Source organism: Cryobacterium sp. MDB1-18-1 (assembly GCF_004402735.1).
Classification (GTDB): Bacteria; Actinomycetota; Actinomycetes; order Actinomycetales; family Microbacteriaceae; genus Cryobacterium; species Cryobacterium glucosi.
In genome coordinates this window covers 46,262-70,483 of the sequence record NZ_SOFR01000020.1, presented here as the reverse complement: position 1 = coordinate 70,483, position 24,222 = coordinate 46,262, and the positions used below count along the sequence as shown (strand labels likewise).

24 protein-coding genes and 1 tRNA gene are annotated in these 24,222 nt (G+C 68.1%); 4 read left to right on the top strand and 21 right to left on the bottom strand.

The genetic code is table 11. From position 1 onward, the window contains the following. Nucleotides 1–92 precede the first annotated feature (92 nt). On the bottom strand, nucleotides 93–1,127 hold the full coding sequence (locus E3O50_RS05790) for an LLM class flavin-dependent oxidoreductase (protein ID WP_134447956.1): 1,035 nt from the start codon (nucleotides 1,125–1,127) through the stop codon (nucleotides 93–95). 195 nt (nucleotides 1,128–1,322) lie between these two features. Here E3O50_RS05790 and E3O50_RS05785 point away from each other — a divergent pair, with 195 nt between their 5' ends. Continuing rightward, complete coding sequence (locus E3O50_RS05785) at nucleotides 1,323–1,697, top strand: glyoxalase superfamily protein (RefSeq protein WP_134559806.1); 375 nt, start codon at nucleotides 1,323–1,325, stop codon at nucleotides 1,695–1,697. Nucleotides 1,698–1,734: 37 nt separating this feature from the next. Here the strand turns inward: E3O50_RS05785 and E3O50_RS05780 are convergent, their stop codons facing one another. The 5 genes from E3O50_RS05780 to E3O50_RS05760 all read right to left on the bottom strand — a co-directional run bounded on the left by E3O50_RS05780 (nucleotide 1,735) and on the right by E3O50_RS05760 (nucleotide 6,599). After that, complete coding sequence (locus tag E3O50_RS05780; protein ID WP_134447952.1) at nucleotides 1,735–2,154, bottom strand: YchJ family protein; 420 nt, start codon at nucleotides 2,152–2,154, stop codon at nucleotides 1,735–1,737. Nucleotides 2,155–2,221: 67 nt separating this feature from the next. Beyond that, nucleotides 2,222–3,628, bottom strand: coding sequence for a phosphoribosyltransferase family protein (locus E3O50_RS05775; protein WP_134559804.1), 1,407 nt, complete (start codon nucleotides 3,626–3,628; stop codon nucleotides 2,222–2,224). Nucleotides 3,629–3,806: 178 nt separating this feature from the next. Further along, complete coding sequence (locus E3O50_RS05770; RefSeq protein WP_134559802.1) at nucleotides 3,807–4,334, bottom strand: NifU family protein; 528 nt, start codon at nucleotides 4,332–4,334, stop codon at nucleotides 3,807–3,809. Between the two features lies 1 nt (nucleotide 4,335). After that, nucleotides 4,336–6,306, bottom strand: a complete 1,971-nt coding sequence (locus E3O50_RS05765; protein ID WP_134559800.1) for a ferrous iron transporter B — start codon at nucleotides 6,304–6,306, stop codon at nucleotides 4,336–4,338. After that, nucleotides 6,303–6,599 (bottom strand): FeoA family protein, encoded by a 297-nt coding sequence (locus tag E3O50_RS05760; RefSeq protein WP_241975426.1) that lies wholly within the window; start codon nucleotides 6,597–6,599, stop codon nucleotides 6,303–6,305. Before E3O50_RS05760 ends, E3O50_RS05765 begins: the two co-directional genes overlap by 4 nt. Before the next feature lie 169 nt (nucleotides 6,600–6,768). Between E3O50_RS05760 and E3O50_RS05755 the strand changes: the two genes are divergently transcribed. Then, a complete protein-coding gene (locus tag E3O50_RS05755) occupies nucleotides 6,769–7,020 on the top strand; it encodes a DUF1653 domain-containing protein (protein ID WP_134559798.1) in 252 nt (83 codons plus the stop codon). 78 nt (nucleotides 7,021–7,098) lie between these two features. Here E3O50_RS05755 and E3O50_RS05750 read toward each other — a convergent pair. From E3O50_RS05750 to rplU, 10 genes are all read right to left on the bottom strand, one after another. Next, nucleotides 7,099–7,174: transfer RNA gene (locus E3O50_RS05750), tRNA-Ala, on the bottom strand. A 73-nt stretch (nucleotides 7,175–7,247) separates the two neighbouring features. After that, complete coding sequence (rsfS, locus tag E3O50_RS05745; protein WP_134447942.1) at nucleotides 7,248–7,625, bottom strand: ribosome silencing factor; 378 nt, start codon at nucleotides 7,623–7,625, stop codon at nucleotides 7,248–7,250. Nucleotides 7,626–7,665: 40 nt separating this feature from the next. After that, entirely contained in the window at nucleotides 7,666–8,736 is a 1,071-nt protein-coding gene (locus tag E3O50_RS05740; RefSeq protein ID WP_134559796.1) for a hypothetical protein, read from the bottom strand. Between the two features lie 47 nt (nucleotides 8,737–8,783). Continuing rightward, a complete protein-coding gene (gene nadD, locus E3O50_RS05735; protein ID WP_255454114.1) occupies nucleotides 8,784–9,377 on the bottom strand; it encodes a nicotinate-nucleotide adenylyltransferase in 594 nt (197 codons plus the stop codon). 13 nt (nucleotides 9,378–9,390) lie between these two features. Next, nucleotides 9,391–9,537, bottom strand: a complete 147-nt coding sequence (locus E3O50_RS05730) for a hypothetical protein (protein ID WP_241975425.1) — start codon at nucleotides 9,535–9,537, stop codon at nucleotides 9,391–9,393. A gap of 70 nt (nucleotides 9,538–9,607) precedes the next feature. Beyond that, on the bottom strand, nucleotides 9,608–10,876 hold the full coding sequence (locus E3O50_RS05725; protein ID WP_134559795.1) for a glutamate-5-semialdehyde dehydrogenase: 1,269 nt from the start codon (nucleotides 10,874–10,876) through the stop codon (nucleotides 9,608–9,610). A gap of 52 nt (nucleotides 10,877–10,928) precedes the next feature. Further along, nucleotides 10,929–11,714, bottom strand: a complete 786-nt coding sequence (proB, locus tag E3O50_RS05720) for a glutamate 5-kinase (protein WP_134447932.1) — start codon at nucleotides 11,712–11,714, stop codon at nucleotides 10,929–10,931. Then, nucleotides 11,711–13,276: a GTPase ObgE gene (obgE, locus tag E3O50_RS05715; protein ID WP_134447930.1), complete on the bottom strand. Its 1,566-nt coding sequence runs from the start codon at nucleotides 13,274–13,276 to the stop codon at nucleotides 11,711–11,713. The genes proB and obgE overlap by 4 nt, the downstream gene beginning before the upstream one ends. Before the next feature lie 79 nt (nucleotides 13,277–13,355). After that, nucleotides 13,356–13,613 carry a 50S ribosomal protein L27 gene (gene rpmA, locus E3O50_RS05710; RefSeq protein ID WP_066595878.1) on the bottom strand — a complete coding sequence of 86 codons (258 nt, stop codon included), beginning with the start codon at nucleotides 13,611–13,613 and terminating at the stop codon, nucleotides 13,356–13,358. An 18-nt stretch (nucleotides 13,614–13,631) separates the two neighbouring features. Further along, entirely contained in the window at nucleotides 13,632–13,940 is a 309-nt protein-coding gene (rplU, locus tag E3O50_RS05705) for a 50S ribosomal protein L21 (protein ID WP_134447928.1), read from the bottom strand. A gap of 242 nt (nucleotides 13,941–14,182) precedes the next feature. On the opposite strand from rplU, the gene E3O50_RS05700 reads away from it, so the two are divergent. Next, complete coding sequence (locus E3O50_RS05700) at nucleotides 14,183–14,455, top strand: DUF4031 domain-containing protein (protein ID WP_134447926.1); 273 nt, start codon at nucleotides 14,183–14,185, stop codon at nucleotides 14,453–14,455. 107 nt (nucleotides 14,456–14,562) lie between these two features. Here E3O50_RS05700 and E3O50_RS05695 read toward each other — a convergent pair whose 3' ends face one another. After that, the gene (locus E3O50_RS05695) at nucleotides 14,563–17,268 is read right to left on the bottom strand and encodes an Rne/Rng family ribonuclease (protein WP_134559794.1); all 2,706 of its coding nucleotides are present in this window, start codon (nucleotides 17,266–17,268) and stop codon (nucleotides 14,563–14,565) included. Nucleotides 17,269–17,547: 279 nt separating this feature from the next. On the opposite strand from E3O50_RS05695, the gene E3O50_RS05690 reads away from it, so the two are divergent. Continuing rightward, nucleotides 17,548–18,147 carry a vitamin K epoxide reductase family protein gene (locus E3O50_RS05690; protein ID WP_241975424.1) on the top strand — a complete coding sequence of 200 codons (600 nt, stop codon included), beginning with the start codon at nucleotides 17,548–17,550 and terminating at the stop codon, nucleotides 18,145–18,147. A 116-nt stretch (nucleotides 18,148–18,263) separates the two neighbouring features. On the opposite strand, the gene ndk is transcribed toward E3O50_RS05690, so the two are convergent. Genes ndk through ileS form a run of 4 tightly spaced genes read right to left on the bottom strand, consistent with a single transcriptional unit; the run spans nucleotide 18,264 to nucleotide 23,911 of the window. Beyond that, nucleotides 18,264–18,686, bottom strand: a complete 423-nt coding sequence (gene ndk / locus E3O50_RS05685; RefSeq protein WP_134447922.1) for a nucleoside-diphosphate kinase — start codon at nucleotides 18,684–18,686, stop codon at nucleotides 18,264–18,266. Further along, a complete protein-coding gene (locus E3O50_RS05680) occupies nucleotides 18,683–19,042 on the bottom strand; it encodes a DUF4233 domain-containing protein (protein WP_134559793.1) in 360 nt (119 codons plus the stop codon). Before E3O50_RS05680 ends, ndk begins: the two co-directional genes overlap by 4 nt. Further along, complete coding sequence (locus tag E3O50_RS05675; RefSeq protein WP_241975423.1) at nucleotides 19,039–20,424, bottom strand: folylpolyglutamate synthase/dihydrofolate synthase family protein; 1,386 nt, start codon at nucleotides 20,422–20,424, stop codon at nucleotides 19,039–19,041. Before E3O50_RS05675 ends, E3O50_RS05680 begins: the two co-directional genes overlap by 4 nt. Next, the gene (gene ileS / locus E3O50_RS05670) at nucleotides 20,417–23,911 is read right to left on the bottom strand and encodes an isoleucine--tRNA ligase (RefSeq protein WP_134559883.1); all 3,495 of its coding nucleotides are present in this window, start codon (nucleotides 23,909–23,911) and stop codon (nucleotides 20,417–20,419) included. The genes E3O50_RS05675 and ileS overlap by 8 nt, the downstream gene beginning before the upstream one ends. Between the last annotated feature and the right edge of the window lie 311 nt (nucleotides 23,912–24,222).

Below are 24,222 nucleotides of genomic sequence, written 5' to 3'. Positions count from 1 at the left end.
CCTTATGCTGATTTCCGGTGGATGCGCTCACCCGAGCGGGCAGGCGGCACCCCTTGTACGCTACCGCGTCACGAACCTCCCCAGCTGGAAGATCAACCCAGCGCGTCCCGCACCAGCGGAGCCACCCGGGTGCCGTACAGCTCGATGCTCGACATGAGTTTCTCGTGGCTGAGGGTGCCGAGGCTGTACTTCAGGTCGAAACGCGACAGGCCGAGGCCCTGCGCCGTCGTGACGATCTTGGCCGCCACGGTCTCCGGCGAGCCCACGAACAGGGCGCCCTCCGGTCCGGCATCGTGTTCGAACTGGGCGCGGCTCACGGGACCCCAACCCCGCTCCCGCCCGATGCGCTCCTGCATCGCGGCATAGTGCGGCCACATCTCCTCGCGCGCCTGCGCATCCGTTTCGGCGACGTACCCCGGGGAGTGTTCACCGATCGGCTGGGTCGGACGCTTGAATTCGCCGAGGGCGCGGTGGTAGAGCTCGACGAGGGGTGCGAAGGCGAGGGGTGAGCCGCCGATGATCGCGAGCATGAGCGGGAGCCCGTAGTGGGCGGCGCGGACAACGGACTGCGGGCTGCCGCCGACGCCGACCCAGGTGCGCATGGACCCGGACTCCGTCGGCGGGTACACGCTCTGGTCGGTGAGCCCCGCGCGGGTCGTTCCCGTCCAGGTCACCGGTTCTTCCTTGAGGAGTTCGGCGAAGAGGTTGAGTTTCTCTTCGAAGAGCCGTTCGTAGTCACCGAGGTCGAGACCGAAGAGCGGGAAGGATTCGGTGAAGGAGCCGCGGCCGAGGATGACCTCCGCGCGGCCGTTCGATACGCCGTCCAGGGTCGCGAAGCGCTCGAACACCCGGACCGGGTCGTCGGAACTCAGCACCGTCACGGCAGATCCGAGCCGGATGCGTTCGGTCCGCCCTGCGATCGCCGCGAGCACGACCTCGGGCGCCGAGACCGCGAAGTCCGTGCGGTGGTGCTCCCCGATGCCGAAGAAGTCGAGGCCGACCTGCTCGGCGAGGACCCCTTCAGCCACGACGTTGCGGAGCACCTGCGCCTGGTGCAGGGGCGCGCCGTCGGCATCCCAGGTCACGTCTCCGAAGGTGTCGAGTCCGAGTTCAAGCTCCTGTGCCATGCCATGCTCCTCTGTTGCCGGTCGTGGTGTTGCCGGGTCTGGTCCTGCCGCGCATCCCTGCACATGTCTATGCAAATGCATCCACTACCCGAACCTCCGGCACCACGCTGGTATTCCGCCCGGATCGCATTATCGTGTCAGCATCCGTCTTTCATCGCCACGTCGCGTCGCACGCCCCCCACGAATGGAGAAAGCATGGACTGGAAGATCGAGCTCATCTTCGTTCCCGTGACCGACGTCGACCGGGCGAAATCCTTCTACGTCGATCAGGTCGGCTTCCATGCCGACTTCGATTCCCAGGTCAGCGACACGCTTCGTTTCGTGCAGCTGACCCCGCCCGGTTCCGCGTGCTCGATCGCATTCGGCACCGGGATCACCGATATGGCACCGGGCTCCCAGCGTGGGGTGCAGGTCGTCGTGCCGGACGCGGACGAGGCCTGGCGGCATTTGCGAGACCACGGTGTCGAAGCCACGCCCGTCGATGAGCAGCCCTGGGGTCGCTTCGTGACCTTCGCCGATCCGGACGGAAACGCCTGGACGCTCCAGGAGCTCCCTCCGCGCGACTCGTGACCGGGCCCTCCCGCGCCCGGTCGGGGCACGGGTCGGGTCAGACCTCGGCGTCGACGTAGTACCAGCGCTGGGCGACGCGGGTGAAGCGGCTCACCTCGTGTTGGGCGCTCCGCACACCACCCTGGCGGCAGTATGCGGTGAATTCGACCACACCGGTCGAGTCGAATGGTCCGCCCTTTTCGGTGCGTTCGATATCGAGACGTGTCCAGTGGAGGGTGTCGTCGAGTTCGAAGTGCGCGGGTCGGGTGCTCGGATGCCACGAGTCGAGCAGGTAGTCCACGTCGCCGACGGCGAAGGCGGAGTAGCGCGATCGCATCAGGCGCTCAGCCGTCGGTGCGGAACTGACCCCGGCGTGCAGCGGGCCGCAGCACGCCGAATAGCGCTCGCCGCTCAGGCACGGGCAGTGTTCCGGGCGTTGCGCGTGCGGATCGGCGCGGGGGTCACGGGGGTTCGGCACAGCACCATTATCGCCGCCGCCGGAAGACCGGGGCGAATTCCGGGCAACGGGATCAGGGGCGAGGAGATCAGTACTGGACGTCCGACTCCGGTTGGGCGCGCACCTCGGTGGCGTCGTCACCCTCCGCAACGCCGACCAGCCCGGCAGCCTCGCCGGATTCTCCGGTCTCGGCCCCGGCCAACAGGTAGGACACGAACCAGTCGCACGCGAGGTTCGCCGCGGTGGCGAGGGCTCCGGGTTCCTCGAAGAGGTGGGTCGCACCCTCGACGACCGCGAGCCGGTTGCGACAGCGCATCCGGGTCCTGGCCCGGCGATTGAGGTCGAGCACGCCCGGGTCTGCGCCGCCGACGATCAGGAGCGTCGGGGCCGTGACCTCGGGGAGCTGGTCCCCCGCGAGGTCGGGACGGCCGCCGCGGCTGACGATGGCCGCGAGCCGTTCGTCGGCGTCGGCAGCGGCCCAGAGCGCGGCGCCGGCACCTGTGCTCGCACCGAAGTAGCCGATCCGGCAGGACCGGGTGTCCGGCCGGCCGAGGAGCCACTCGGTCGCCGCGGCCAGGCGCCCGGCGAGGAGCCCGACGTCGAAGACGTTGGCCCGGTCTGATTCTTCCCCCGGCGTGAGCAGGTCGAGGAGCAGGGTGCCGAGGCCGGCGCGGTGCAGGACGTCGGCGACGAACTGGTTGCGCGGGCTGTGGCGGCTGCTCCCGCTGCCATGGGCGAACACGACGACCGCGGGGGCGTTCTCGGGAAGGTACAGGTGCCCCTCGAGGACGACCGTGCCGACCGGGATCTCCACGTCACGGTCGAGCCCGGATCCGCCGGCATGGCGTCCGGAACGGATCCGCCTGGCGGCGGCGTCCAGCAGCGCGGTCACTTCGTCGTCGGTTGTGGCCGCGAAGTCGATGTAATGGTTGCCGACGGCCACCAGGCGGCGCGGCACGTTCACGCAGACCAGTTCGTCGAAGCTCGTGAGGTCGAGCAGCGCTTCCGCCGAAGCCACCGGGACGGCCAGGATCACCCGCGTTGCGCCGTGCAGCCGGGCGACGTCCCCGGCGGCGCGCGCCGTCGCACCCGTCGCGATCCCGTCGTCGACGATGACGACGGTGTGACCGCGCACGTCGACCCGTTCCCTGCCCTTGCGCAGCTCCGCGACGCGGGCGTCGAGAATGGCCCGTTCGTGGCGTTCGACCGTCGCGAGCTCGTCCGCGCTGATGCTGGCCATCGAGAGGATGTCCGGGTTGAGTTCCCTGACGCCGTCCTCGCCGATCGCTCCCATCGCGAGTTCCGGCTGGAAGGGAACGCCGAGTTTTCGGACCACGATCACGTCGAGCGGCGCGGCGAGAACCCTCGCGACCTCCGCAGCGACGGGCACCCCTCCCCTGGGCAGGCCGAGCACGATCGTGTCGGTACCCCGCAGGTACTCGAGCCGCTCGGCAAGCTGCCGGCCGGCATCCACCCGGTCACTGAACAGGACCATCGCCCCCACCTCCTCTGGACTGCAGAATCGTTCACCATCATGGTCCGGTGCGGCGAATCGCAATAGGGCGTGTTCGAGACGGGCACGGCCGAAAGCCGATTCATTCCGCGGTCGGAATGAATCCCGGAGGGGTGGCGGATCGCCGAAAGTCTCACCGGCGACCGGGTGGACGAGCGATTCAGACCGCCACGAGCGAGCGAAGTCCGGGGTGGAGGTCGCGCAGGGCGCGCTCGACGCGGGCGTGCAGGGTGAACCCGACGGCGGGACATCCGCTGCAGGAGCCGGTCAGGCGCACCGTGACGACCTCGTCGTGTGCAGAGACGAGCTCGACGACGCCGCCGTGGGAGCGGATGAAGTCGCCGACGCGCCCGGACAGCACGGTGCGGGCCGCCACGGCGAGGTCGGCGTCGCGCGTGCCGGGAGTCCCCGCAACGGCAGGAACCCACTCCGCGGGATTCTCGAGGGCGGCGTGCAGCGCGCTCCGCACCGCCGCGCCCTCCGAGGACCAGCTGCAGGTCGCGGAAAGGCACGTCGTGACGGAGCCGGCACCGACCGTGAGCCCGGTGAGCACGCCGGTGTCGAGCAGGCGACCGAGGTCGCCCGGTGCCGATCGGACGGCACCGGTGAATCCGAGCGAACCGGGCGGCATCACCCAGCGGAGCGCCTCTGGGCGGTCGTGCACGGCTTCCGGGTGCAGCGGGATCATCTCAGGCCGTCCCGGTCGCGAGTGCGACGATGCCGTGGACGATCCACGCCGAGCTCCAGGCCAGCACGAACATGTACCCGAACGCGATGGCCGGCCACTTCCAGGTGCCGGTTTCCCGCTTCATCACGCTCACCGTGGACATGCACTGCAGCGCATACACGAAGAAGACCAGAAGCGCGGCGATCGTCGGGGCCGTGAAGACCCGGTCGCCGGCATGGGCGCCGTCGGTGTACGTCATGGCGGAGAGGGCAGCGGACGGGTTGTCCGGGTCGTCGGCTGCGGCGATCTGGCCGAGCGTTGCCACGAAGGTCTCCCGCGCGGAGAGGGAGGCGACGACGCCGATGTTGACGCGCCAGTCGAAGCCGAGCGGCGCGAAGACCGGTTCGACGGCACGGCCGATCGAGGCCGCCGCACTGTGGTCCATCACGAAGGACGTCACCGCGCCCTCATCCGTGACGTCGACACCGGATGCCGTCAGTTCTGCGGTCGAGTGCAACGGGAAGTTCAGGAGGAGCCACAGCACGATCGTCGTGAGCATGACGATCGTTCCGCACTTGCGCAGGAAGGCCCGGGACGAATCCCACATCGTGAGGCAGATGGACCGCAGCGTCGGGACGCGATACGGCGGCATCTCCATGTAGAACGGCATCAGGAGGCCGTTCCGGTCCTGCACGGTCTTCACGATCCAGGCCGCGAGCATGGCAGACACCGCCCCGAGAAAGTAGAGGCAGAACATGATGACGCCCTGGGTCTGCAGCGGGCCGATGCGGGACTCCGGGCTGACGAGCATCCCGATCAGGAGGATGTAGACCGGCAGCCGTGCCGAGCAGGTCATCAGGGGCGCGCCCATCATCGTCGCGATGCGGTCCTTGGCCGACGGCAGCGTGCGGGTCGCCATGATCCCGGGGACCGCGCACGCGAAGGAACTCATCAGCGCGACGAACGCCCGGCCCTCGAGCCCCGCCCGCGACATGATGCGGTCCATCAGGAACGCGGCCCGGCACATGTAGCCGACGCCCTCGAGCAGGGAGATCAGCAGGAACATCAGCATGATCTGCGGGATGAAGACGACGACGGCGCCCACCCCTCCGATGATCGCGTCACCGAGCAGGCCCGCGAGCCAGGGCACCGGCACGAAGACGTCGACCAGTCCGGCGAGCCAGCCGAAGAACGTCTCCACGAGTCCCTGCAGGGGTGCTGCGAAGGAGAAGATGATCTGGAAGAAGGTGACCATGACCGCGATGAAGATCGCGGTGCCCCACACCGGGTGCAGCAGCACCGCGTCGATCCGCTGGGTGGTCTTGTCGGGCTGCGCCGGGCGGTACTCGCTCGCCAAAAGGATGGATTCGGTCCAGGCCTCGAGCTCGGCCGGGTCTGTCGGTGGATCGAGCACGGGCACCGACCAGTTCCGCCAGCCGGCGATCTTCGTGCGGAGTTCGGGGATGCCGATGCGCCGGTTGCCGATCACCCGGACCACCGGCACGCCGAGGGCCCGTTCGAGCCCGGCGATGTCGAGGCGCCCGCCGCGGGTGATGAGTTCGTCGGTGAGGGTCACGGCGATGCACACCGGCCGGTGCAGGCGCAGGACCTGCGACACGAGCCGCAGTGACCGCCAGAGCGTCGTCGCGTCGATCACGACGACCAGGGCGTCGGGCGATTCGACCCCGGTGAGCCGGCCCTGGAGCAGGTCGGTGACGATCTGCTCGTCCGGACTCACCGGCTCGAGGCCATAGGTGCCTGGCAGGTCCTCGACGACGAAATCCTGGCCGCCCGAGCGGAAGACGCCGACGGACCGGCCGACGGTGACGCCGGGATAGTTGCCGGTCTTCGCCCGGAGTCCTGTGAGGGCGTTGAAGATGCTCGTCTTGCCGGCGTTCGGGCTGCCGACGAGCGCCGTGCGCGGGGCGCCGGTGACGACGGTGCCGCCGGTCGGTCCGCCGTGGCAGTCCGGCCCGCTCGATGCGTCCGTCACAGAGTCGTTGTCACGCGGATGCCGCGGGCCTGCGCGAGTCGGAGGCAGATGTCGTAGCCGCGGACCCGGTACACGGCAGGGTCTCCGAGCGGCGCCCGGCGGAGGAGCTCGATCCTGGCGCCGGCGACGAAGCCGAGGTCACCGAGGCGACCGGCGTACGGGGCCGTACCGTGGTCTCCCACATCGATGATGCGGGCAGGCACTCCGATCGGCAGCGCCTCCAGGCCGCAGGGGTTCGACAGCGGAGGTGTGGTGGCCGCAGGCGATCCGTCTACCCGGCTGGACACTCTCACTTCACGTTCTCCTCGGCGTCGTCGGGTCTCCCCGCCGACTGCGGAGCGCTCACCCTCAGCCTAGCTGAAGTTAGGGCAGGCTTACCTACTCCCGCTCCCGGCCGGGTGGGTTCGCCCGCTCGCTCGCTGCGCCTATGCCGGATACTGGGTTCGGAAAGCGGGAGCGAAAATGACAGGAATAACGCCAGGGCGGTACCGGCACTACAAGGGCAATCTGTACGACGTGATCGGCGTCGCCCGGCACTCGGAGACCGAGGAGGAGCTCGTCGTCTACACGGCGCTTTACGGCGATCGTGGCCTGTGGGTGCGTCCCCTGGTGATGTTCCTGGAGTCCGTCAACATCGACGGACAGGCGGTTCCCCGGTTCGCCCCGATCGACACCGACGCCGCAGCGCACTCCGTGCTGGATATCCGGGACTGAATATTCCGAGCTGACATCGTGCTGGAAGCAGCTCTGATACAGGAAAAGCCCCGACCGAAGTCGGGGCTTTTCCTGTCTTGGTGGATCCGAGGGGATTCGAACCCCTGACCCCCTGCATGCCATGCAGGTGCGCTACCAGCTGCGCCACGGACCCAGATTGTGTTTCAGGTTTTCCCCCGAAACAACTTCTCTAGGCTACTACATGCGGAAGCCTGTTGTGACCACTGTCAGTCCTGGACCTTGTGGACGGGCAGTTCGATCGGGATGACGGGGCAGTCCTTCCAGAGTCGCTCGAGGGAATAGTACACGCGCTCCTCCTCGTGGAAGACGTGCACGACGAGGTCGCCGAAGTCGACGAGAACCCAGCGACCCTCAGCGCGGCCTTCGCGGCGCAGCGGCTTGTGACCGGCTGCGGTGAGCTGGTCTTCGATCTCGCCGGCGATGGCGACGACGTTGCGCTCGGAGCGGCCGGTGACGATGAGGAAGATGTCGGTCAGTGGGAGAGGGCTGGAAACGTCGATCGCGACGAGGTCCTCCCCCGCTTTCGAGTCTGCGGCGGCGGCGGCCAGCTTGAGGAGCTCGAGAGCGTGGGCAGAAGCGGTCATCGAATGAATCCCTGTGTTAGTGAAAGCGAGTGAAATGGCATTAGAAGATGTGGAGGAAGTAGCCGACCGCGAACAGGGCCAGCACGCCGACGGCGAGCACGCCGACGGTGACGGTGAGAACGGTGGGAAGCGTGAGTCCGCGCTGTTTCGGCGGGGCCATGACGCCTCGGGTCGACGCGTGGGTGCTGACGGCGCGACTGGCGCTCACCGGGACGATCCCGTTGCGGTGGCCGCCCTCGTCGAGCTGGTCGAGCATGCGGTCCATCTCGGAGGAGTCGTAGACGTTGGGGTGCACCCCGGTTTCGCCGAGGCTGCGTGGCAGGTCGATCGAGCCCGTGATCATGATTTCACCGGTACTCGTCAGCGGACCAGAGGAGTTGCCCTGGTGCGGGATCGAGGGAAGGATCAGCGCGTTCGTCGTGGTCGGGATGCCGCCGGCGCTCACGCCCTGGTTCACCAGCTGGTCGAACGGGGCGAGCGTCTCGAACCCGGGCAGCAGGTCGTTCTCTTCGCCGCGGTCGAGCGACCAGTGCCCGACAGGAGGGTGCAGGGAGCCGGGACGGGTCTCGCCGAGGGGGCTCGGCGCGACGTCGACCATGAAGGCGATGGGTTCCGGCTCGACCGGGCGACCCTGCGGGCGGACATTGTCCTGCTCCTCGGCGGGGGAAGCTGGCGTAGTGAGGGGTCGGGATGCGGTGAGCGTCGCGACGGCCGCGAGCAGGGAATCCTCGGCCGGAGGCGCTTCGGCGGCTTGCAAGGCGCGGAGTTCGCGCCGGGTCAGGGTGTGCTCGCGGACCGGAACGTCCGCGGCAGTCCCGGCGCTGGTTTCACCGGGAGTCTCGACGGCGTCGGTCGTTGCGCCGGATTCCGGCGCCGCCGGGGTTTCAGCTTCGGCTTCAGCTTCGGCTTCGGGAACGAGCTCAGCGAGGATGACGGGTCCGGATTCGGCCGCGGGTCCACCGGTCGACGGCAGGACCAGAAGAGACTCGGGCTCGACAGTGGGGGCATCCGCTGACGGGGCCGCCGGGGTGACCGGTTGCGCGGGCTGCGTGTGGTGCGGGGAGTGTTTCTGCGCAGCGGAGGGCGCGTCGGGCTGGTGCCCGTTTGCCAACTCGCGCGCTTGACGACGCGTCAGTGGCGGTGGGTTGATACCCAACGTCATGCCACACTCCGATACAGATGATGCTTTGAGATGTACTGGACGACCCCGTCGGGAACCAGATACCAGACCGGGAAACCCCGGTTCACGCGTGCACGGCAGTCGGTGGACGATATCGACAATGCCGGAACTTCCAGCAAGCTTACGTCCTGGTTCGGCAATCCCGAAATGGTGAGCTCATGTCCCGGTCGACTCACAGCGACGAAATGGGCGAGGTCCCAGAGTTCCTGCACGTCTTTCCAGCTCAGGATCTGGCGGATGGCGTCGGCACCGGTGATGAAGAACAGTTCGGCATCAGGGCGCTGGGCGTGCAGGTCGCGCAGGGTGTCGATCGTGTACGTCGGGCCGACCCTGTCGATGTCGACGCGGCTCACGGTGAAACGGGGGTTCGACGCCGTCGCGATCACGGTCATCAGGTAGCGGTGTTCGGTTTCGGTCACGTCGCTCTTCTGCCACGGCTGCCCGGTCGGCACGAAGACGACCTCGTCGAGGTGGAAGCTCTGCGCCACCTCACTCGCGGCGACGAGGTGGCCGTGGTGGATGGGATCGAAGGTGCCGCCCATGACGCCGATGCGGGGGCGGCGCTCAGTCACGGAGACGGTGTCCCTAGTGCTCGTCGACGCGGCCGTGCGCTGCGGCGTATGCGCGCGCCTTTTCGGCGTGGCGGTTGGCGACATCGCGGTAGGACCAGACGACCCCGCCGAGGGCGCCGAAGGTGACCAGGGCAATCAGGCCGTAGACGAACGTCGGCATATACACTCCTTTTCTGCGGGACGGCACGCGTGACGTGCAGTACCGCACCATTCTAGTGGGGCCGTTCGGACTAGGCCCGCACCTGTCCGCTGCCGCGCACGATCCACTTCGTGCTCGTGAGTTCCTGGAGTCCCATCGGGCCTCGGGCGTGCAGTTTCTGGGTGGAGATGCCCACCTCGGCACCGAAGCCGAATTCGCCGCCGTCGGTGAACCGGGTCGATGCGTTGACCATGACGGCCGCGGAATCCACTTCGTTCAGGAACCGTTCGGAGTTGACGATGTCGTTCGTGATGATCGACTCGGTGTGGCCCGTCGAATACCGGCGGATGTGCGCGAGCGCCCCATCGAGGCCGGGAACGACCGCGACCGCGAGGTCGAGGCTCATGTATTCCGTCTCCCAGTCGAATTCGGTCGCGGGGACGGCGTCCGGGAAGAGCGCCTGGACGCGGGCGTCGCCGTGGATGGTGACCCCGGAGGCGGCGAGACGACCGAGGACGGCAGGCAGGAGACGGTCAGCGGCGCCCTCGTGGATGAGGAGGGTCTCGACGGCGTTGCAGACGCTCGGGCGCTGCACCTTCGAGTTGTGCACGATCTCGACGGCCCAATCCCGGTTGGCGCTCTCGTCGAGGAAAATGTGCACGACGCCGGCACCGGTCTCGATGACCGGGACCTTCGACTGGGTGACGACGGCATTGATCAGGCCGGCGCTTCCGCGCGGAATGAGCACGTCGACCTGGCCGCGGGCCTGCATGAGTTCGGTCGCGCCCTCGCGCCCGAAGGGATCGATGGTCTGCACCACGTCCCCCGGCAGGCCGACGGAGTCGATGGCCGACTGGAGGAGGGCGACCAGGACCCGGTTGGTGTTCTCGGCGGCGGATCCGCCGCGGAGGACGACGGCGTTGCCGCTCTTGAGCGCGAGCGCCGCGATATCGACGGTCACGTTGGGCCGCGCCTCGTAGATGACGCCGACGACGCCGAAGGGCACCCGCACCTGGCTGATCTTCACACCGTTGGGCAGGCTGCTGCCTCGGACGACCTCGCCGACGGGGTCTGTCAGGAGCGCGATCTGGAGCACAGCGTCCGCGAGGCCGGCCACGCGGGCCTCATCGAGGGTGAGCCGGTCGAGGAGACCGGTACTGAGTCCGTTTGCGGCGCCGGCGGCGAGGTCGTCACGGTTCGCCACGAGGATGTCTGCCGTGTTCCTGCGCAGGGAGTCCGCGATCGCGGTGAGCGCCCTGTTCTTCTGCGAGGTCGGAGTGGACGCGAGGACGATCGAGGCCCTGCGCGCCGCATCGAGGGTCAGGGTGAGCCGGAGGGAGTCGACGGGTGACTGCAGCATGCCGGTAGTTTACGGCACGTTTCCCACCCCCGCGGGGCCAGGACCGGACAGGTTACAGCCGGGGAGTCGGTTCGAACCAGGTGCCGACGTAGTCGCCGCGCAGGGCCTGGGCGACGAGCCCTGTCGAGGTGACCAGCACGGCCGTTCCTGCTTCCGCTGCAATCCGGGCCGCTGACACCTTCGTACCGGCCCCCCCGGTGCCGACACCGGAGGAGCTCGCGCCGAATTCCACGCCGGGAAGCCGGTCGCCTGCCGCGATGTGCGGGATGCGTTCCGCCCCTGGGAGATGCGGCGGGCGGGTGTAGAGGGCGTCGACGTCGCTCAGCAGCACGAGGAGGTCGGCTCCGATCAGGGTCGCGACGAGGGCCGCGAGCCTGTCGTTGTCGCCGAAGCGGATCTCGTGGGTGGCGACGGTGTCGTTCTCGTTCACGATCGGGAGGATCCGCAGCCCGAGCAGCCGGTTCATCGCGCGGCGCGCATTGGACCGGTGTGACGGGTTCTCGAGGTCGCCGGCGGTGAGCAGCACCTGCCCGGCGATGATCGAGTAGCGACGGAGACTGTCCTGGTAGCGGAAGATCAGGAGGTTCTGGCCGACGGAGGCCGCGGCCTGCTGGGTTGCGAGGTCGGTGGGCCGTTCCTCGAGGTTGAGGTACGGCATCCCGGTCGCGATCGCACCGGAGGAGACCAGGACGATCTCGGCGCCGCGGGCGTGCGCCTCGGCGAGGGCGTCGACGAGCGGGGAGATCTGCGACACGTTCGCTCCGCTGATCGAGGATGACCCGACCTTCACGACGATGCGTGCCGCCGTCTTGATGTCGTCCCGCCCGAGGACGCTCACTCGGAGTCTTCCTGGCTGCTTTCCGAGCCTGCTGGGGCGCTCTCGCCGTTGTACTCGACCTCGCCAGAGGTCCACATTCCGGCGTCGCGCTCGCGGATGAGCTCGGCACGGGCGGCCGCCTTGGCGTCCATCCGGCCGAAGTACTCTTCCCGGCGCTCGCTGCTCGTGCGACGCTTCGAGTCGTCGAGGCGGGTGTCGGTGCCGCGGGGGGCCGTGATGAGCTCCGCCGTCGACGTGAGAGTGGGCTCCCAGTCGAAGACGACACCGTTGCCTGCGCCGATGATCACGGTCGAGCCGGCGACGGCTCCCGCCTTGAAGAGTTCGTTCTCGATGCCGAGCTTGGCCAGGCGGTCGGCGAGGAAGCCGACGGCCTCGTCGTTGGTGAAGTCGGTCTGCTGCACCCAGCGCTCGGGCTTGGTGCCGATGATGCGGTAGATGTTGCCGAACGAGCCGCCCTCGACCTTGACGACGAAACCGCTGTCGTCGACGGCCTTGGGACGGATGATGATGCGCGGCTTGGCCGCGAGTGCGGCGGCGGACTCGATGCGGCCTGCTTCGACGAGTTCGGCGAGGGCATAGTTCAGCTGGCGGAGGCCCTCGTGGCTGACGGTGGAGATCTCGAAGACGCGGTAGCCGCGGGCTTCGAGGTCTGCCTTGACGAAGTCCGCGAGTTCGCGGGCCTCTGGAACGTCGATCTTGTTGAGCGCGACCAGCTGGGGACGGTCGAGGAGGGGTTTCTGGCCTTCGGGAACCGGGTAGGCGCCGAGTTCTCCGAGGATCACGTCGAGGTCGCTGAGCGGGTCGCGGTCGGGGTCGAGGGTCGCGCAGTCGAGGATGTGCAGGAGAGCTGTGCAGCGTTCGACGTGGCGCAGGAATTCGAGGCCGAGGCCCTTGCCCTCGCTCGCGCCCTCGATCAGGCCGGGAACGTCTGCCACCGTGTAGCGCACCTCGCCGGCGTCGACGACGCCCAGGTTCGGGAACAGGGTCGTGAAGGGGTAGTCGGCGATCTTGGGCCTCGCGGCGGACATGGCCGCGATCAGGCTGGACTTGCCTGCGGAGGGATAGCCGACGAAGGCGACGTCCGCAACGGTCTTGAGCTCGAGCTGGACATCGCCTTCCCAGCCGTAGGTGCCGAGGAGTGCGAAACCGGGGGCCTTGCGCTTCGAGGAGGCGAGTGCGGCGTTGCCGAGCCCGCCCTGGCCGCCGGGGGCCACGACGATCCGGAAACCCGGTTCGGTCATGTCGGCGAGTTCGTTGCCGTCGACGTCCTTGACGACGGTGCCGAGGGGTACGGAGAGTTCCATGATCTCGCTGCTGAAACCGGCGCGGTGGTCGCCCATGCCGGGACCGCCGTTGACGGAGCTGCGGTGCGGGGACCGGTGGAAGCCGAGGAGCGTGGTCACCTGGGGATCGGCGACGAGCACGATGTCGCCGCCGTTTCCGCCGTTGCCGCCGTCGGGGCCGGCCAGGGGCTTGAACTTCTCCCGCTTGACGGACACACAGCCGTTGCCGCCGTTGCCCGCGCGCAGGTGCAGCGTGACCTGGTCAACGAATGTGGCCATGGGGGTGCCCCTTTCAGGTGGCGTAAAACAAGCAGAGGGCGAGCCGAAGCCCGCCCTCACGCTTACAGATTGTGGATGCCTACGCGGCAGCCACCACGATGTTGACGACCTTGCGGCCACCCTTCGCGCCGAACTCGACCGAGCCGGCCTCGAGGGCGAACAGCGTGTCGTCGCCACCGCGGCCGACGTTCACGCCGGGGTGGAAGTGGGTGCCGCGCTGGCGGACGATGATCTCGCCCGCTCCGACAACCTGACCACCGAAGCGCTTCACGCCGAGGCGCTGGGCGTTGGAGTCGCGACCGTTGCGAGTGGAACTCGCACCTTTTTTGTGTGCCATTTGTTCTGCTCCTCGGGCCTAGGCGATGCCGGTGACCTGAACGCGAGTGAGCTCCTGACGGTGCCCCTGACGCTTCTTGTAACCGGTCTTGTTCTTGAACTTCTGGATGACGATCTTCGGGCCGCGGAGGTCGTTGAGGACCTCGGCGGTCACGGTGACTTTGGCCAAAGACTTCGAGTCAGAGGTGATCTTGTCGCCATCGACGAGGAGCACTGCGGCCAGCTCGACGTTGCCGTCCTTGTCAGCCTTGATTCGGTCCATCGTTACGATGGTCCCGACCTCTACCTTCTCCTGCCGCCCACCGGCGCGCACAACTGCGTAAACCACGTTACGTACCTATCTCTGGGGAGCCGTGAGGCCCCGATTCCTATGATGGAAAGTTACTGCGTAAACGGCCCAAGTCGGCCCGTCTCTGTCAGAAAACCTTAGGTGTCAGCGCGGGCTCAGGCCCAACGCACACCAACAGTCGAGTTTAGCTGATCAACCTGCCCCGGTCAAACTGGGGCTGGGATCGACCGGGGATTGCCTGCTCCCCCGGCACAACGCTGCGGGGAACATACAATCTTGGTATGACCGTGTTGATAGATCAGCCTACATGGCCCGCGCACGATACGGTCTGGTCGCACCTCGTCAGCGACGTGTCGCTCGAAGAATTGCACGGTTTCGCCGCGGCGAACGGCATTCCCCTGCGGGGTTTCGACCTGGACCACTATGACGTGCCCGCGCACCGCTACGAGGCCCTCGTGGCGGCTGGGGCGCTTCCGGTGGGCAACAGGGAGCTCGTGCTGCGCTTGCGCGCGAGCGGGCTCCGCGTGTCCGGACGCGAACGCTCCGGACGCTGAACCCACCGCGGCCCGGCGGCGTGTCTCGGCGTGTCGCGGGTACGGAAAACGGCGGCCGACCGAAGTCGACCGCCGTACGGCCCCGATGTCCCTGGGCTCGTGCTGAACTAGTTCTGCGTCTCCCGTGCCGGCAGCACGATGGGCTGCGCGTTCGACGTCGAGCCGCCGGCCGTCGTGACCCTGCGGCTGCGCGAGCGGCCCTGGCCGGGCTGCTTGGGCTCAGGGAGCGACTCGAGCACCGAGTCGAGCAGCTGGTCGGTGACCTGCTTGCTCACGGTACGACGGGCGCGGGACGACTTCCGCACCGGGATGTCGAGGATCTCGACGGAACCGGTGTTGGCCTCCGTCAGGTCCGCGGCAACGGCCTGGGTGATGCTCGGCGCCTCCACGGGGGCGGATGCCTCGGCGACGGGCGTGACCGTGGGCTCGACCGGGGCTGTGGACTCGTTCGCGTGCACCTCCTGCTCTGCGGAGACGGGGACGGACGCGGGGGCATCCGGCACGTGGATGATCGGGATGGACCCGGTCAGGGCGCGCGGGATGGTCCTGGCCGCGATCAGGGCGAGTGCGTGCTTGGCGTCCTCGGTGATCCCGTGCGTGCCCGATGTGGCCTTCGCCTGCTCGGACACGGAGCCGTTGGTGCCGGAGTTACCGCCGCGGTGGCCGTTGTTGCCGCCGTTGCCGTTCCCGTTGCCGCCGTTGCTCCCGTTGCCGTTGCCGTTGTCGTTGCCTGAGTTGCCCGACTTGCTGCGCGGGCGGCGCTCCTGGGGCGGCTGGGCGGTCTGGCGGTGCTTGGTGACGGGGTCGTGGTGGATGACGACTCCGCGGCCCGCACAGGCCTCGCAGTTCTCGCTGAACGACTCGAGGAGTCCCAGTCCGAGCTTCTTGCGTGTCATCTGCACAAGCCCGAGCGAGGTGACCTCCGCGACCTGGTGCTTGGTGCGGTCGCGGCTCAGGCATTCGAGCAGGCGGCGCAGCACGAGGTCGCGGTTGGTCTCGAGGACCATGTCGATGAAGTCGACGACGATGATGCCGCCGATGTCGCGCAGCCGGAGCTGACGCACGATCTCCTCTGCGGCCTCGAGGTTGTTCTTCGTGACGGTTTCCTCGAGGTTGCCGCCGGAACCGACGAACTTGCCCGTGTTGACGTCGACGACGGTCATCGCCTCTGTGCGGTCGATCACGAGGGAACCGCCGGAGGGCAGCCAGACCTTGCGGTCGAGGGCCTTCTCGATCTGCTCGGAGATGCGGTACTCGTCGAAGGCGTCGTTTTCGCCCTCGTAACGCTCGACGCGGTCGACGAGGTCGGGGGCGACCTGGCCGAGGTAGGTCTGGATCGTCTCGCGGGCTTCGTCCCCGGAGATGACCATCTTCTGGAAGTCCTCGTTGAAGACGTCGCGCACGATCTTGATCAGCAGGTCGGGCTCACCGTGCAGCAGCGCGGGGGCCTGGACAGTGTCGACGAGCTTGGAGATGGATGCCCACTGCTCGGTGAGGCGGTTGACGTCGAGCGTCAGCTGCTCGTCGGTGGCACCTTCCGCGGCGGTACGCACGATCACGCCGGTGTTGTCCGGCAGGACCTCTTTGAGGATCTTCTTGAGGCGGGCACGCTCGGTGTCCGGAAGCTTGCGGCTGATGCCGTTCATCGAGCCGTTCGGCACGTAGACGAGGTACCGGCCGGGAAGCGAGACCTGGCTCGTGAGCCGGGCGCCCTTGTGGCCGATCGGGTCCTTCGTGACCTGGACGAGCACCTTGTCGCCGGGCTTGAGCGCGAGCTCGATCCGACGCGCCTGGTTGCTGTTGGCGGCATGTTCCGCCGCGGCCTCCCAGTCGACCTCACCGGAGTACAGCACGGCGTTGCGGCCGCGTCCGATGTCGACGAAGGCGGCTTCCATGCTCGGGAGCACGTTCTGTACCCGGCCGAGGTACACATTCCCGATCAGGGATGCGTCCTGGTTCTTGGCGACGTAGTGCTCGACGAGTACGCCGTCCTCGAGGACGCCGATCTGGATCTTGTTGTGTTTGGCCCGCACGACCATGACCCGGTCGACCGATTCACGGCGGGCGAGGAACTCGGCCTCCGTGATGACCGGACGGCGACGCCCGGCGTCGCGGCCGTCGCGGCGGCGCTGCTTCTTGGCCTCGAGGCGGGTCGAGCCCTTGATCCGCTGCGGCTCGGTGATGAGCTCGGGTTCGCGCGGAACGCGGACCCGGACGACGGTGTTGGCGGGGTCGTCGGCACCGGAGCGGTTCTCGTCGCCTGGCCTGCGGCGGGCGCGGCGGCGGACGGTCGACGTCTCGTCCGGGTACTCATCGCGGTCCGAGCGGCCGTCGGGACGGTTGTCCGAGCGGCTGTCCGAGCGGTTGCGGTCGTGACGGTTCTCCGCGCCGTTGTCCTGGCGGTTGCCCGAGCGGCTGTCCTGACGATCCCCGTCTGGGCGGTTGCCGTCCTGACGATCGTCGAAGGCACGCGAATCGTCGCGCCTGGCTCCGGCACGTGCCGGAAGCGGCACGATGTTCGGCGCCTGGAAAAGAAGAGAGGTCGAGGGCCTGCGAACCGGCTGTGCGGGTTCGACGGGCGGAGTCGGCTGGTCCACGGTGGTGTCCTGTTCGGCTGGGGTCGTCGCGGTGGACGCCCAGGGTGCGGGCTCCCCCTCGAGGAATGGTGCTGTCGGTGCCTCCACGGCGTCGGTCGCGGCGCCGGGTACCGTGGCCGGTGCTTCCGTTGGCGCGATCGCCGCGGCGGCTACACGCCGACGGCGGGATCCGAACAGACCTTTGCGTTTTTTGGTGTTTTCGTTGTCTTCCACCATTACTGGTGCGCTCCTTGACCGTTTTGGGCGACCGCGCCACCCATCCGGCTACTCTCTCGTGCGAGAAAAACGCTTGCGCGTCCACCTCGGGAATCCTCTTCGTTCGCAACCGGCTCTTGGCTCTGGCTGCTAATACCTTTGGTCGTGGGACCAATGAATCTGGGCTGTTACGGCCCATTAAGCCTTCTCTGGCTGTGCTTGAGCGCGGCCCAAGCATCCGTGTTGATTATCGCATGTATTGTTCAGGATCGAGTGCGAGGCGCATGACATAATCCTGAGGTGCAACAGACCGAGCAATCCAGGCGCCCCACCGGGCTCGCCATCTTCATGATCATCGGGGGTGCGATCGCCCTCGCGGCGGCCTTCGCGCTGACCCTGGACAAGATCGCCATCCTCGAGGATCCGCAGGCGCAGCTCTCCTGCAACTTCAGCGTGCTCGTCGGCTGCAGCACCAACCTCGGTTCCTGGCAGGGTGCGCTGTTCGGTTTCCCGAACCCGTTGATCGGACTCATCGCCTGGACGGTCGTCATCACGATCGGCGCCGCGATCCTCGCTGGCGCCCGGTTCGCCCGCTGGTTCTGGATCGGACTGAACGCCGGCGTGGCGCTCGCGCTCGTCTTCGTGATCTGGCTGATGGGCCAGAGCTTCTTCGTGCTCGACGTGCTCTGCCCGTGGTGCATGGTGACCTGGGTCGTCACGATCCCGATGTTCCTGGCCGTGACCCTCTACAACCTCAGGACGGGCACCCTCCCGGTTCCGGCCGGGGTGCGGCGCTTCGCCGCCGGCGCCTCCTCGTGGATCGTCGTCATCACGATCGGCTGCTACCTCGTGGCCGCAACAGTCGCCCAGCTCAAGATGGACTTCCTGCACCGCCTCTAGAACTGGACCGCCTCCAGCCGGGCGGATGCCGACCGTCGCCTTAACCGCAGAGTGTCGCCGTTCCTCCGCCTGGTTTCGGCGGGGACGGCGACACTCGGCGCGACGGGGCTGCGGTTCTAGTCGAACCAGAGCGCCAGTTCGCGGGACGCGGACTCTGGCGAGTCTGAACCGTGTACGAGGTTCTGCTGGACCTTGGAACCCCAGTCGCGGCCGAGGTCGCCGCGGATCGTGCCGGGTGCTGCGGTCGTGGGATCGGTCGTGCCCGCGAGGGAGCGGAAGCCCTCGATGACGCGTTCGCCGGCGATGCGGATCGCGAGGATCGGCCCGCTCTCCATGAACTCGACGAGGGGCTCGAAGAAGGGCTTGCCCGCGTGCTCCGCGTAGTGCTCGGCGAGAAGCGAACGGTCGGCCTGCACGAGCTTGATGTCGACGAGGGAGTATCCCTTCTGCTCGATGCGTCGCAGGATCTCTCCGGAGAGGTTGCGTGCGACGCCGTCGGGCTTCACCAGGACGAGGGTTTCTTGGACCGGGGTACTCATGAGTTCTCCTTGTTGTTGTCTAGTCTCGAGCCGGTGACCATGCAGTATGCCCACATGCCGGTGAACAGTGCGCCGACGATGAACATGGCCGGGTTGACGAACCCGGTCAGGACGATGATGGCCTGGACGATCCAGCCGATCGCGTATGACCAGTTGTAGCGGAGCAGGCCGATCGTCGCGACCATGACGAGGCAGAGCAGTGCTCCCCCGCCGAGGGCGAGCCAGGCCGGCAGCGAGCCGAGCCCGAAGAGCAGCAGCGCCGCGAGGAACACGATGATCGTCTCGAAGCCGAGCACGATCGACGCGAGCGACTCGCGCACAGACCGGTTCCGCCGCGAACGCGGGGCGTCGGTCATTTCTTGAGCCACTCCCTGGCTACGGCGAGCGACAGGGCCTCGCCGACCAGGGTGATCGAACCGGTGACGATCACGCCGCGACGTGGGGCGTCTGCGGCCCAGGTCCTCGCGGCGTCGAGGGCGTCGGCGACGTCGTCGAAGCGGCTGACGGCATCCTCGTCCGTTCCGGCCGCGACGATGTCGGCGAGGTCGTCGACGGGGATCGCCCGGTCGGACTGGGACTGGGTGACGTGGAACCGGGTCACGACGGGAGCGAGCGCCGCGACGATGCCCGCTGCGTCCTTGTCGGCGAGGATCCCGATCACGGCGACGACCTCATCGAAGTGGAAGTAGGTGCCGAGTGCCTCGGCGAGGGCGCCGGCCCCGTGCGGGTTGTGCGCGGCATCCACGAGCACGGTCGGTTCGATGCCGATCAGCTGCAGCCGCCCGGGTGAGGTCGCGGTCGCGAGCCCCTCCATGAGGATGTCGTGGTCGAGCGGGCGGGTGCCCGCGCCGAGGAAGGACTCGACGGCGGCGATCGCGACGGCAGCGTTGTGCGCCTGGTGGGTGCCGTACATCGGCAGGAACAGGTCGGGGTATGTCGCGGCGAGGCCGCGCACCGTGATGAGCTGCCCGCCTACGCCGACCTGGCTGTCGAGCAGGGCGAACTCCTCCCCCTCGCTCGCGAGGGTCGATTCGGTCAGTTCGACGGCGCGTTCCAGTTCGGCCTGCACGGTCTCGGCCTGCCGGGCGCTGATGACGGATGCCGCAGGCTTGATGATCCCTGCCTTGGTGCGGGCGATCTCCGCGACGGTGCTTCCGAGCCGCTTGGTGTGATCGAGCGCGACCGGGGTGACGACGGCGACGAGGCCGTCGGCCACGTTCGTGGAGTCCCATTCGCCGCCCATGCCGACCTCGATCACGGCGACATCGACGGGAGCGTCCGCGAAGCAGGCGAAGGCGAGCACGGTGAGGGCTTCGAAGAAAGTGAGCGGCTCCTCGTTCTTCGCACCGAGTTCGGCGTCCACCATCGCGAGGTACGGCTGGATGTCCTCCCAGTTCGCGGCGAGGGCGCGGTCGCTGATCGGTTCCCCGTCGATCACGATCCGTTCGTTGAGGCGGACCAGGTGCGGGCTCGTCATCATGCCGGTGCGCAGTCCGTACGCGCGCAGGATGCTCTCGGTGATCCGGCTCGTGCTGGTCTTCCCGTTGGTGCCCGTGATGTGGATCACCGGGTAGGTGGCCTGCGGGTCGCCGAGCAGTTCGACGACCCGCCGGGTCGGGGCGAGCCGCGGTCGTGGAGCGGCTTCGCCGACCCGGTCGAGGAGGGCTGCGAAGACGGCCTCTCCCGCGTCGCGGTACTCGTCGTCTTCGGGCAGGTTCTGGTCCATCGAATCAGACATTCACGATTCCGTTCTCTCGGGCGACGGCGACGAGCACCGGCCCGCGGTTGGCGTAGTGGCCGGCCTCGAAGCGCACGTAGTGCTCGACGGGGGCCCCCGCGAGCTGTTCCAGCCACTCGGAGGGCACCGTGCCCGCGAGGATGGCCGGGTCGACCTCGGTCGGGGCGTGCGCGGCGAAGCGCACGGTGAGCGTTTCCGCGGCCACGTCGACTCCCGGCGCGAGGCGCAGGGTGTCGAGGTCGGCCTGGTCGAAGAAGACGAGGTCGAGGCGGATCCGGTCCGCGACGAAGAATCCTGCCGACTTGCGGGTGTCCTGCACGGCGCGGATCAGGTCGCGGGCGAAGCCCTCGGCCTCGAGCTCCGGCGTGGTCACGGTGTCGAGCAGCACGAAGCCGCCGCCCTGGAGCAGCGCGAGGGCGGGTCCGGTCTGCTCGACGGCCGCGGATGCCGCGTCGGCGTTGCTCGCCCCTGTGCCAGCCTGCAGCACGAGTTCGTATTCGCCGGCCTCGAGCGCGATGCCGCCTGCGGTCACGATCCCGTCGGTTTCGCTCCAGTCGCCGCTGCGCGCGGCCTTGATCGCGGCCTGCACCTGCTTGCCGAGCCGGGGCCCGGCCGCGCGGGCGTTGACGGTGAGCCGGGAGGTGATGCCGTAGTTCGCCGCGCTGTCCTCGGCGAGTTCGACGAGGTTCACGCTCTTCACGTTGAGCTCGTCGCGCAGGATCGCCTCGAACGGGGCGAGTGCCGCCGTTCCGGTCGTGACGACGGTGAGCTGCGCGAGCGGCAGCCGCACGCGCAGGCCCGCCTGCTTGCGCAGCGAGAGCACGGTGGAGCTGATCGTGCGGATCTGGTCCATCGCGGTGACGAGCCCGTGGTCCGACGGGAAGAGGCCGGCGTCCGGCCAGTCCGTCAGGTGCACGCTGCGGCCAGCGGTCAATCCCTGCCAGATCCGCTCGGTGACGAGCGGCAGAAGCGGCGCGGCGACCCGGCAGACGGTCTCGAGCACGGTGTACAGGGTGTCGAAGGCTTCCGTGGCCGTACCGCCGGCGACGGCGCCGGTCCAGAAGCGGTCCCGGGAGCGCCGCACGTACCAGTTGGTCAGCACGTCGGCGAAGTCGCGGAGGCGGGCGGTCGCCTGGGTCGAATCGAGCGCCTCGAGGTCGCTCGTGACGTCGACGATGAGGTCGCGGGTCTTCGCGAGCAGGTACCGGTCGAGCACGTCGGTCGAGTCGGTGCGCCAGACGGCGTCGTAGCCGTTCTCCCCCGAGGCGTTGGCGTAGAGCGAGAAGAAGTACCAGGTGCTCCAGAGCGGCAGCATCACCTGGCGGGTGGCCTCCCGGATGCCCTCCTCCGTGACGATGAGGTTGCCGCCGCGCAGTACGGATGAGCTCATCAGGAACCAGCGCATCGCGTCGCTTCCATCGCGGTCGAAGACCTCGAAGACGTCGGGGTAGTTGCGCAGCGACTTCGACATCTTCTGGCCGTCGTTGCCGAGCACGATGCCGTGGCTCACGACGTTGGTGAACGCCGGCCGGTCGAAGAGAGCGGTCGAGAGCACGTGCAGCAGGTAGAACCAGCCGCGGGTCTGGCCGATGTACTCGACGATGAAGTCGGCGGGGTTGTGGGTGTCGAACCAGTCGCGGTTCTCGAAGGGGTAGTGCACGGCCGCGAACGGCATCGACCCGGAGTCGAACCAGACGTCGAGCACGTCGGTGATCCGGCGCATCGTGGAAGCCCCGGTGGGGTCGTCCGGGTTCGGCCGGGTGAGCTCGTCGATGTACGGGCGGTGCAGGTCGGTCGGGCGCACCCCGAAGTCGGCTTCGAGCTCGTCGAGCGAGCCGTAAACATCCGTGCGGGGGTAGTTCGGGTCGTCGCTCTTCCAGACCGGGATCGGCGAGCCCCAGTACCGGTTGCGGCTGATCGACCAGTCGCGGGCGTTGCCGATCCACTTGCCGAACTGGCCGTCCTTGACGTTCTCCGGCACCCAGGTGACGTCCTGGTTGAGTTCGACCATGCGGTCGCGGAACTCCGTGACGCGCACGAACCAGCTCGACACCGCCTTGTAGATCAGCGGGTTGCGGCAGCGCCAGCAGTGCGGGTATGAGTGCTCGTAGCTGGCCTGGCGCAGCAGCCGGCCCTCGGCCTTGAGCATCTGGGTGAGCGGCTTGTTCGCGTCTGACCACAGCAGGCCGGCGACCTCCGGCACGTCGGAGAGGAACTTGCCGCCCTCGTCGAGGGAGATGATCACGGGGATGCCGGCGGCCTCGCAGGCCTTCTGGTCCTCTTCGCCGTACGCGGGCGCCTGGTGCACGATGCCGGTGCCGTCTGCGGTCGTGACGTAGTCGGCCAGCAGGATCGTCCAGGCCTTCTGGGTGTTCCAGACGGATGCGTCGGCGTAGTAGTCGAAGAGACGGTCGTATGCGACACCCTCGAGTTCGCGTCCCGTGACCGTGCGCGCAACGGCCGCGGAGGCCTCCTCAGGCGTGTCGTAGCCGAGGTCCTTGGCGTAGTTGCCGACGAGGTCGATCGCGATCAGGTACTCGGCGCCGAGCACGGACACGTCCACGCGGGCGTCGTCGCTGCCGGTGACCGACTCCTCGCGGAGCACGGTCGCGTCTGGCGTGCCGTTCGGGCCGGCCGGGACGACGGCGTAGACGATGTCCGGCCCGACGGCGAGGGCGAGGTTGGTCGGCAGGGTCCAGGGGGTCGTCGTCCACGCGAGGGCGCGCACCGCGGTGAGGCCGAGGGCTTCCGCCTTCGTGCCCACGAGCGGGAACGTCACGGTGACGGTCTGGTCCTGGCGCATCTTGTAGACGTCGGCATCCATGCCGAGCTCGTGGTTGGAGAGCGGCGTCTGGTCGCGCCAGCAGTACGGAAGCACCCGGTAGCCCTCGTAGGCGAGGCCCTTGTCGTGCAGGGTCTTGAACGCCCAGATCACGGATTCCATGAAGGTGATGTCGAGGGTCTTGTAGTCGTTCTCGAAGTCGACCCAGCGGGCCTGGCGGTTGACGTAGCGCTGCCAGTCGTCGGTGTACTTGAGCACGGAGTCGCGGGCGACCTTGTTGAAGGCGGCGATGCCGAGCTTCTCGATGTCGGCCTTGTCGGTGATTCCGAGCTGCCGTTCGGCCTCGAGCTCGGCGGGGAGGCCGTGGGTGTCCCAGCCGAAGCGGCGGTGCACGAGCTTGCCGCGCATGGTCTGGAAGCGCGGGAACAGGTCCTTCGCGTAACCGGTGAGGAGGTGCCCGTAGTGCGGCACGCCGTTCGCGAAGGGCGGGCCGTCGTAGAAGACCCACTCCGGCGCATCCGCCCGGTTGTCGATCGACGCCTGGAAGGTGCCGTCGGCCGCCCAGTACGCGAGCACCTCTGTCTCGATCGCCGGGAAGTTCGGCGAGGGCACGATGGGGGCGGATGCGGCGAGCGCGGCCTGCTCGGGTGCTGCGGCCTGGTCGTCTGCTGCGGGGAAGGGCGGGGCTTTGGGGTACACGTGCATCTCCTGGACAAAAGGGGCCGACAGGCCCTGTTCCACGAGGACGCCGACTCCGGGAAGACTCGACGCGGTACCACCTCGCTTGCCGTCTTCGTGCTGTGACGACCGCTTGTTCAGAGGCTGTGACGGGCCCGACCCGTTCGGTTCTACCAGGGGTCCGCCTTGCGACGGTTCCCGTTCTTCCGAAGACTCACCGGTGATGGCCGGATCACTGTCATGCGAGCGCAATTCTATCCCGTCGGAGCGATACTTACGGGAATTTCGGGCCGGACCGTGATGTTTTACGATGGGACCCGGCCCGGCCCCGCTACGCC

Coding starts and splice junctions, on each gene's coding strand:
- E3O50_RS05790 (WP_134447956.1), bottom strand. CDS start 1,127: ATGGCACAGGAGCTTGAACTCGGACTCGACACCTTCGGAGACGTGACC.
- E3O50_RS05785 (WP_134559806.1), top strand. CDS start 1,323: ATGGACTGGAAGATCGAGCTCATCTTCGTTCCCGTGACCGACGTCGAC.
- E3O50_RS05775 (WP_134559804.1), bottom strand. CDS start 3,628: ATGGTCCTGTTCAGTGACCGGGTGGATGCCGGCCGGCAGCTTGCCGAG.
- E3O50_RS05770 (WP_134559802.1), bottom strand. CDS start 4,334: ATGATCCCGCTGCACCCGGAAGCCGTGCACGACCGCCCAGAGGCGCTC.
- E3O50_RS05755 (WP_134559798.1), top strand. CDS start 6,769: ATGACAGGAATAACGCCAGGGCGGTACCGGCACTACAAGGGCAATCTG.
- rsfS (WP_134447942.1), bottom strand. CDS start 7,625: ATGACCGCTTCTGCCCACGCTCTCGAGCTCCTCAAGCTGGCCGCCGCC.
- E3O50_RS05730 (WP_241975425.1), bottom strand. CDS start 9,537: ATGCCGACGTTCGTCTACGGCCTGATTGCCCTGGTCACCTTCGGCGCC.
- E3O50_RS05725 (WP_134559795.1), bottom strand. CDS start 10,876: ATGCTGCAGTCACCCGTCGACTCCCTCCGGCTCACCCTGACCCTCGAT.
- obgE (WP_134447930.1), bottom strand. CDS start 13,276: ATGGCCACATTCGTTGACCAGGTCACGCTGCACCTGCGCGCGGGCAAC.
- rpmA (WP_066595878.1), bottom strand. CDS start 13,613: ATGGCACACAAAAAAGGTGCGAGTTCCACTCGCAACGGTCGCGACTCC.
- E3O50_RS05700 (WP_134447926.1), top strand. CDS start 14,183: ATGACCGTGTTGATAGATCAGCCTACATGGCCCGCGCACGATACGGTC.
- E3O50_RS05695 (WP_134559794.1), bottom strand. CDS start 17,268: ATGGTGGAAGACAACGAAAACACCAAAAAACGCAAAGGTCTGTTCGGA.
- ndk (WP_134447922.1), bottom strand. CDS start 18,686: ATGAGTACCCCGGTCCAAGAAACCCTCGTCCTGGTGAAGCCCGACGGC.
- E3O50_RS05680 (WP_134559793.1), bottom strand. CDS start 19,042: ATGACCGACGCCCCGCGTTCGCGGCGGAACCGGTCTGTGCGCGAGTCG.
- E3O50_RS05675 (WP_241975423.1), bottom strand. CDS start 20,424: ATGTCTGATTCGATGGACCAGAACCTGCCCGAAGACGACGAGTACCGC.
- ileS (WP_134559883.1), bottom strand. CDS start 23,911: ATGCACGTGTACCCCAAAGCCCCGCCCTTCCCCGCAGCAGACGACCAG.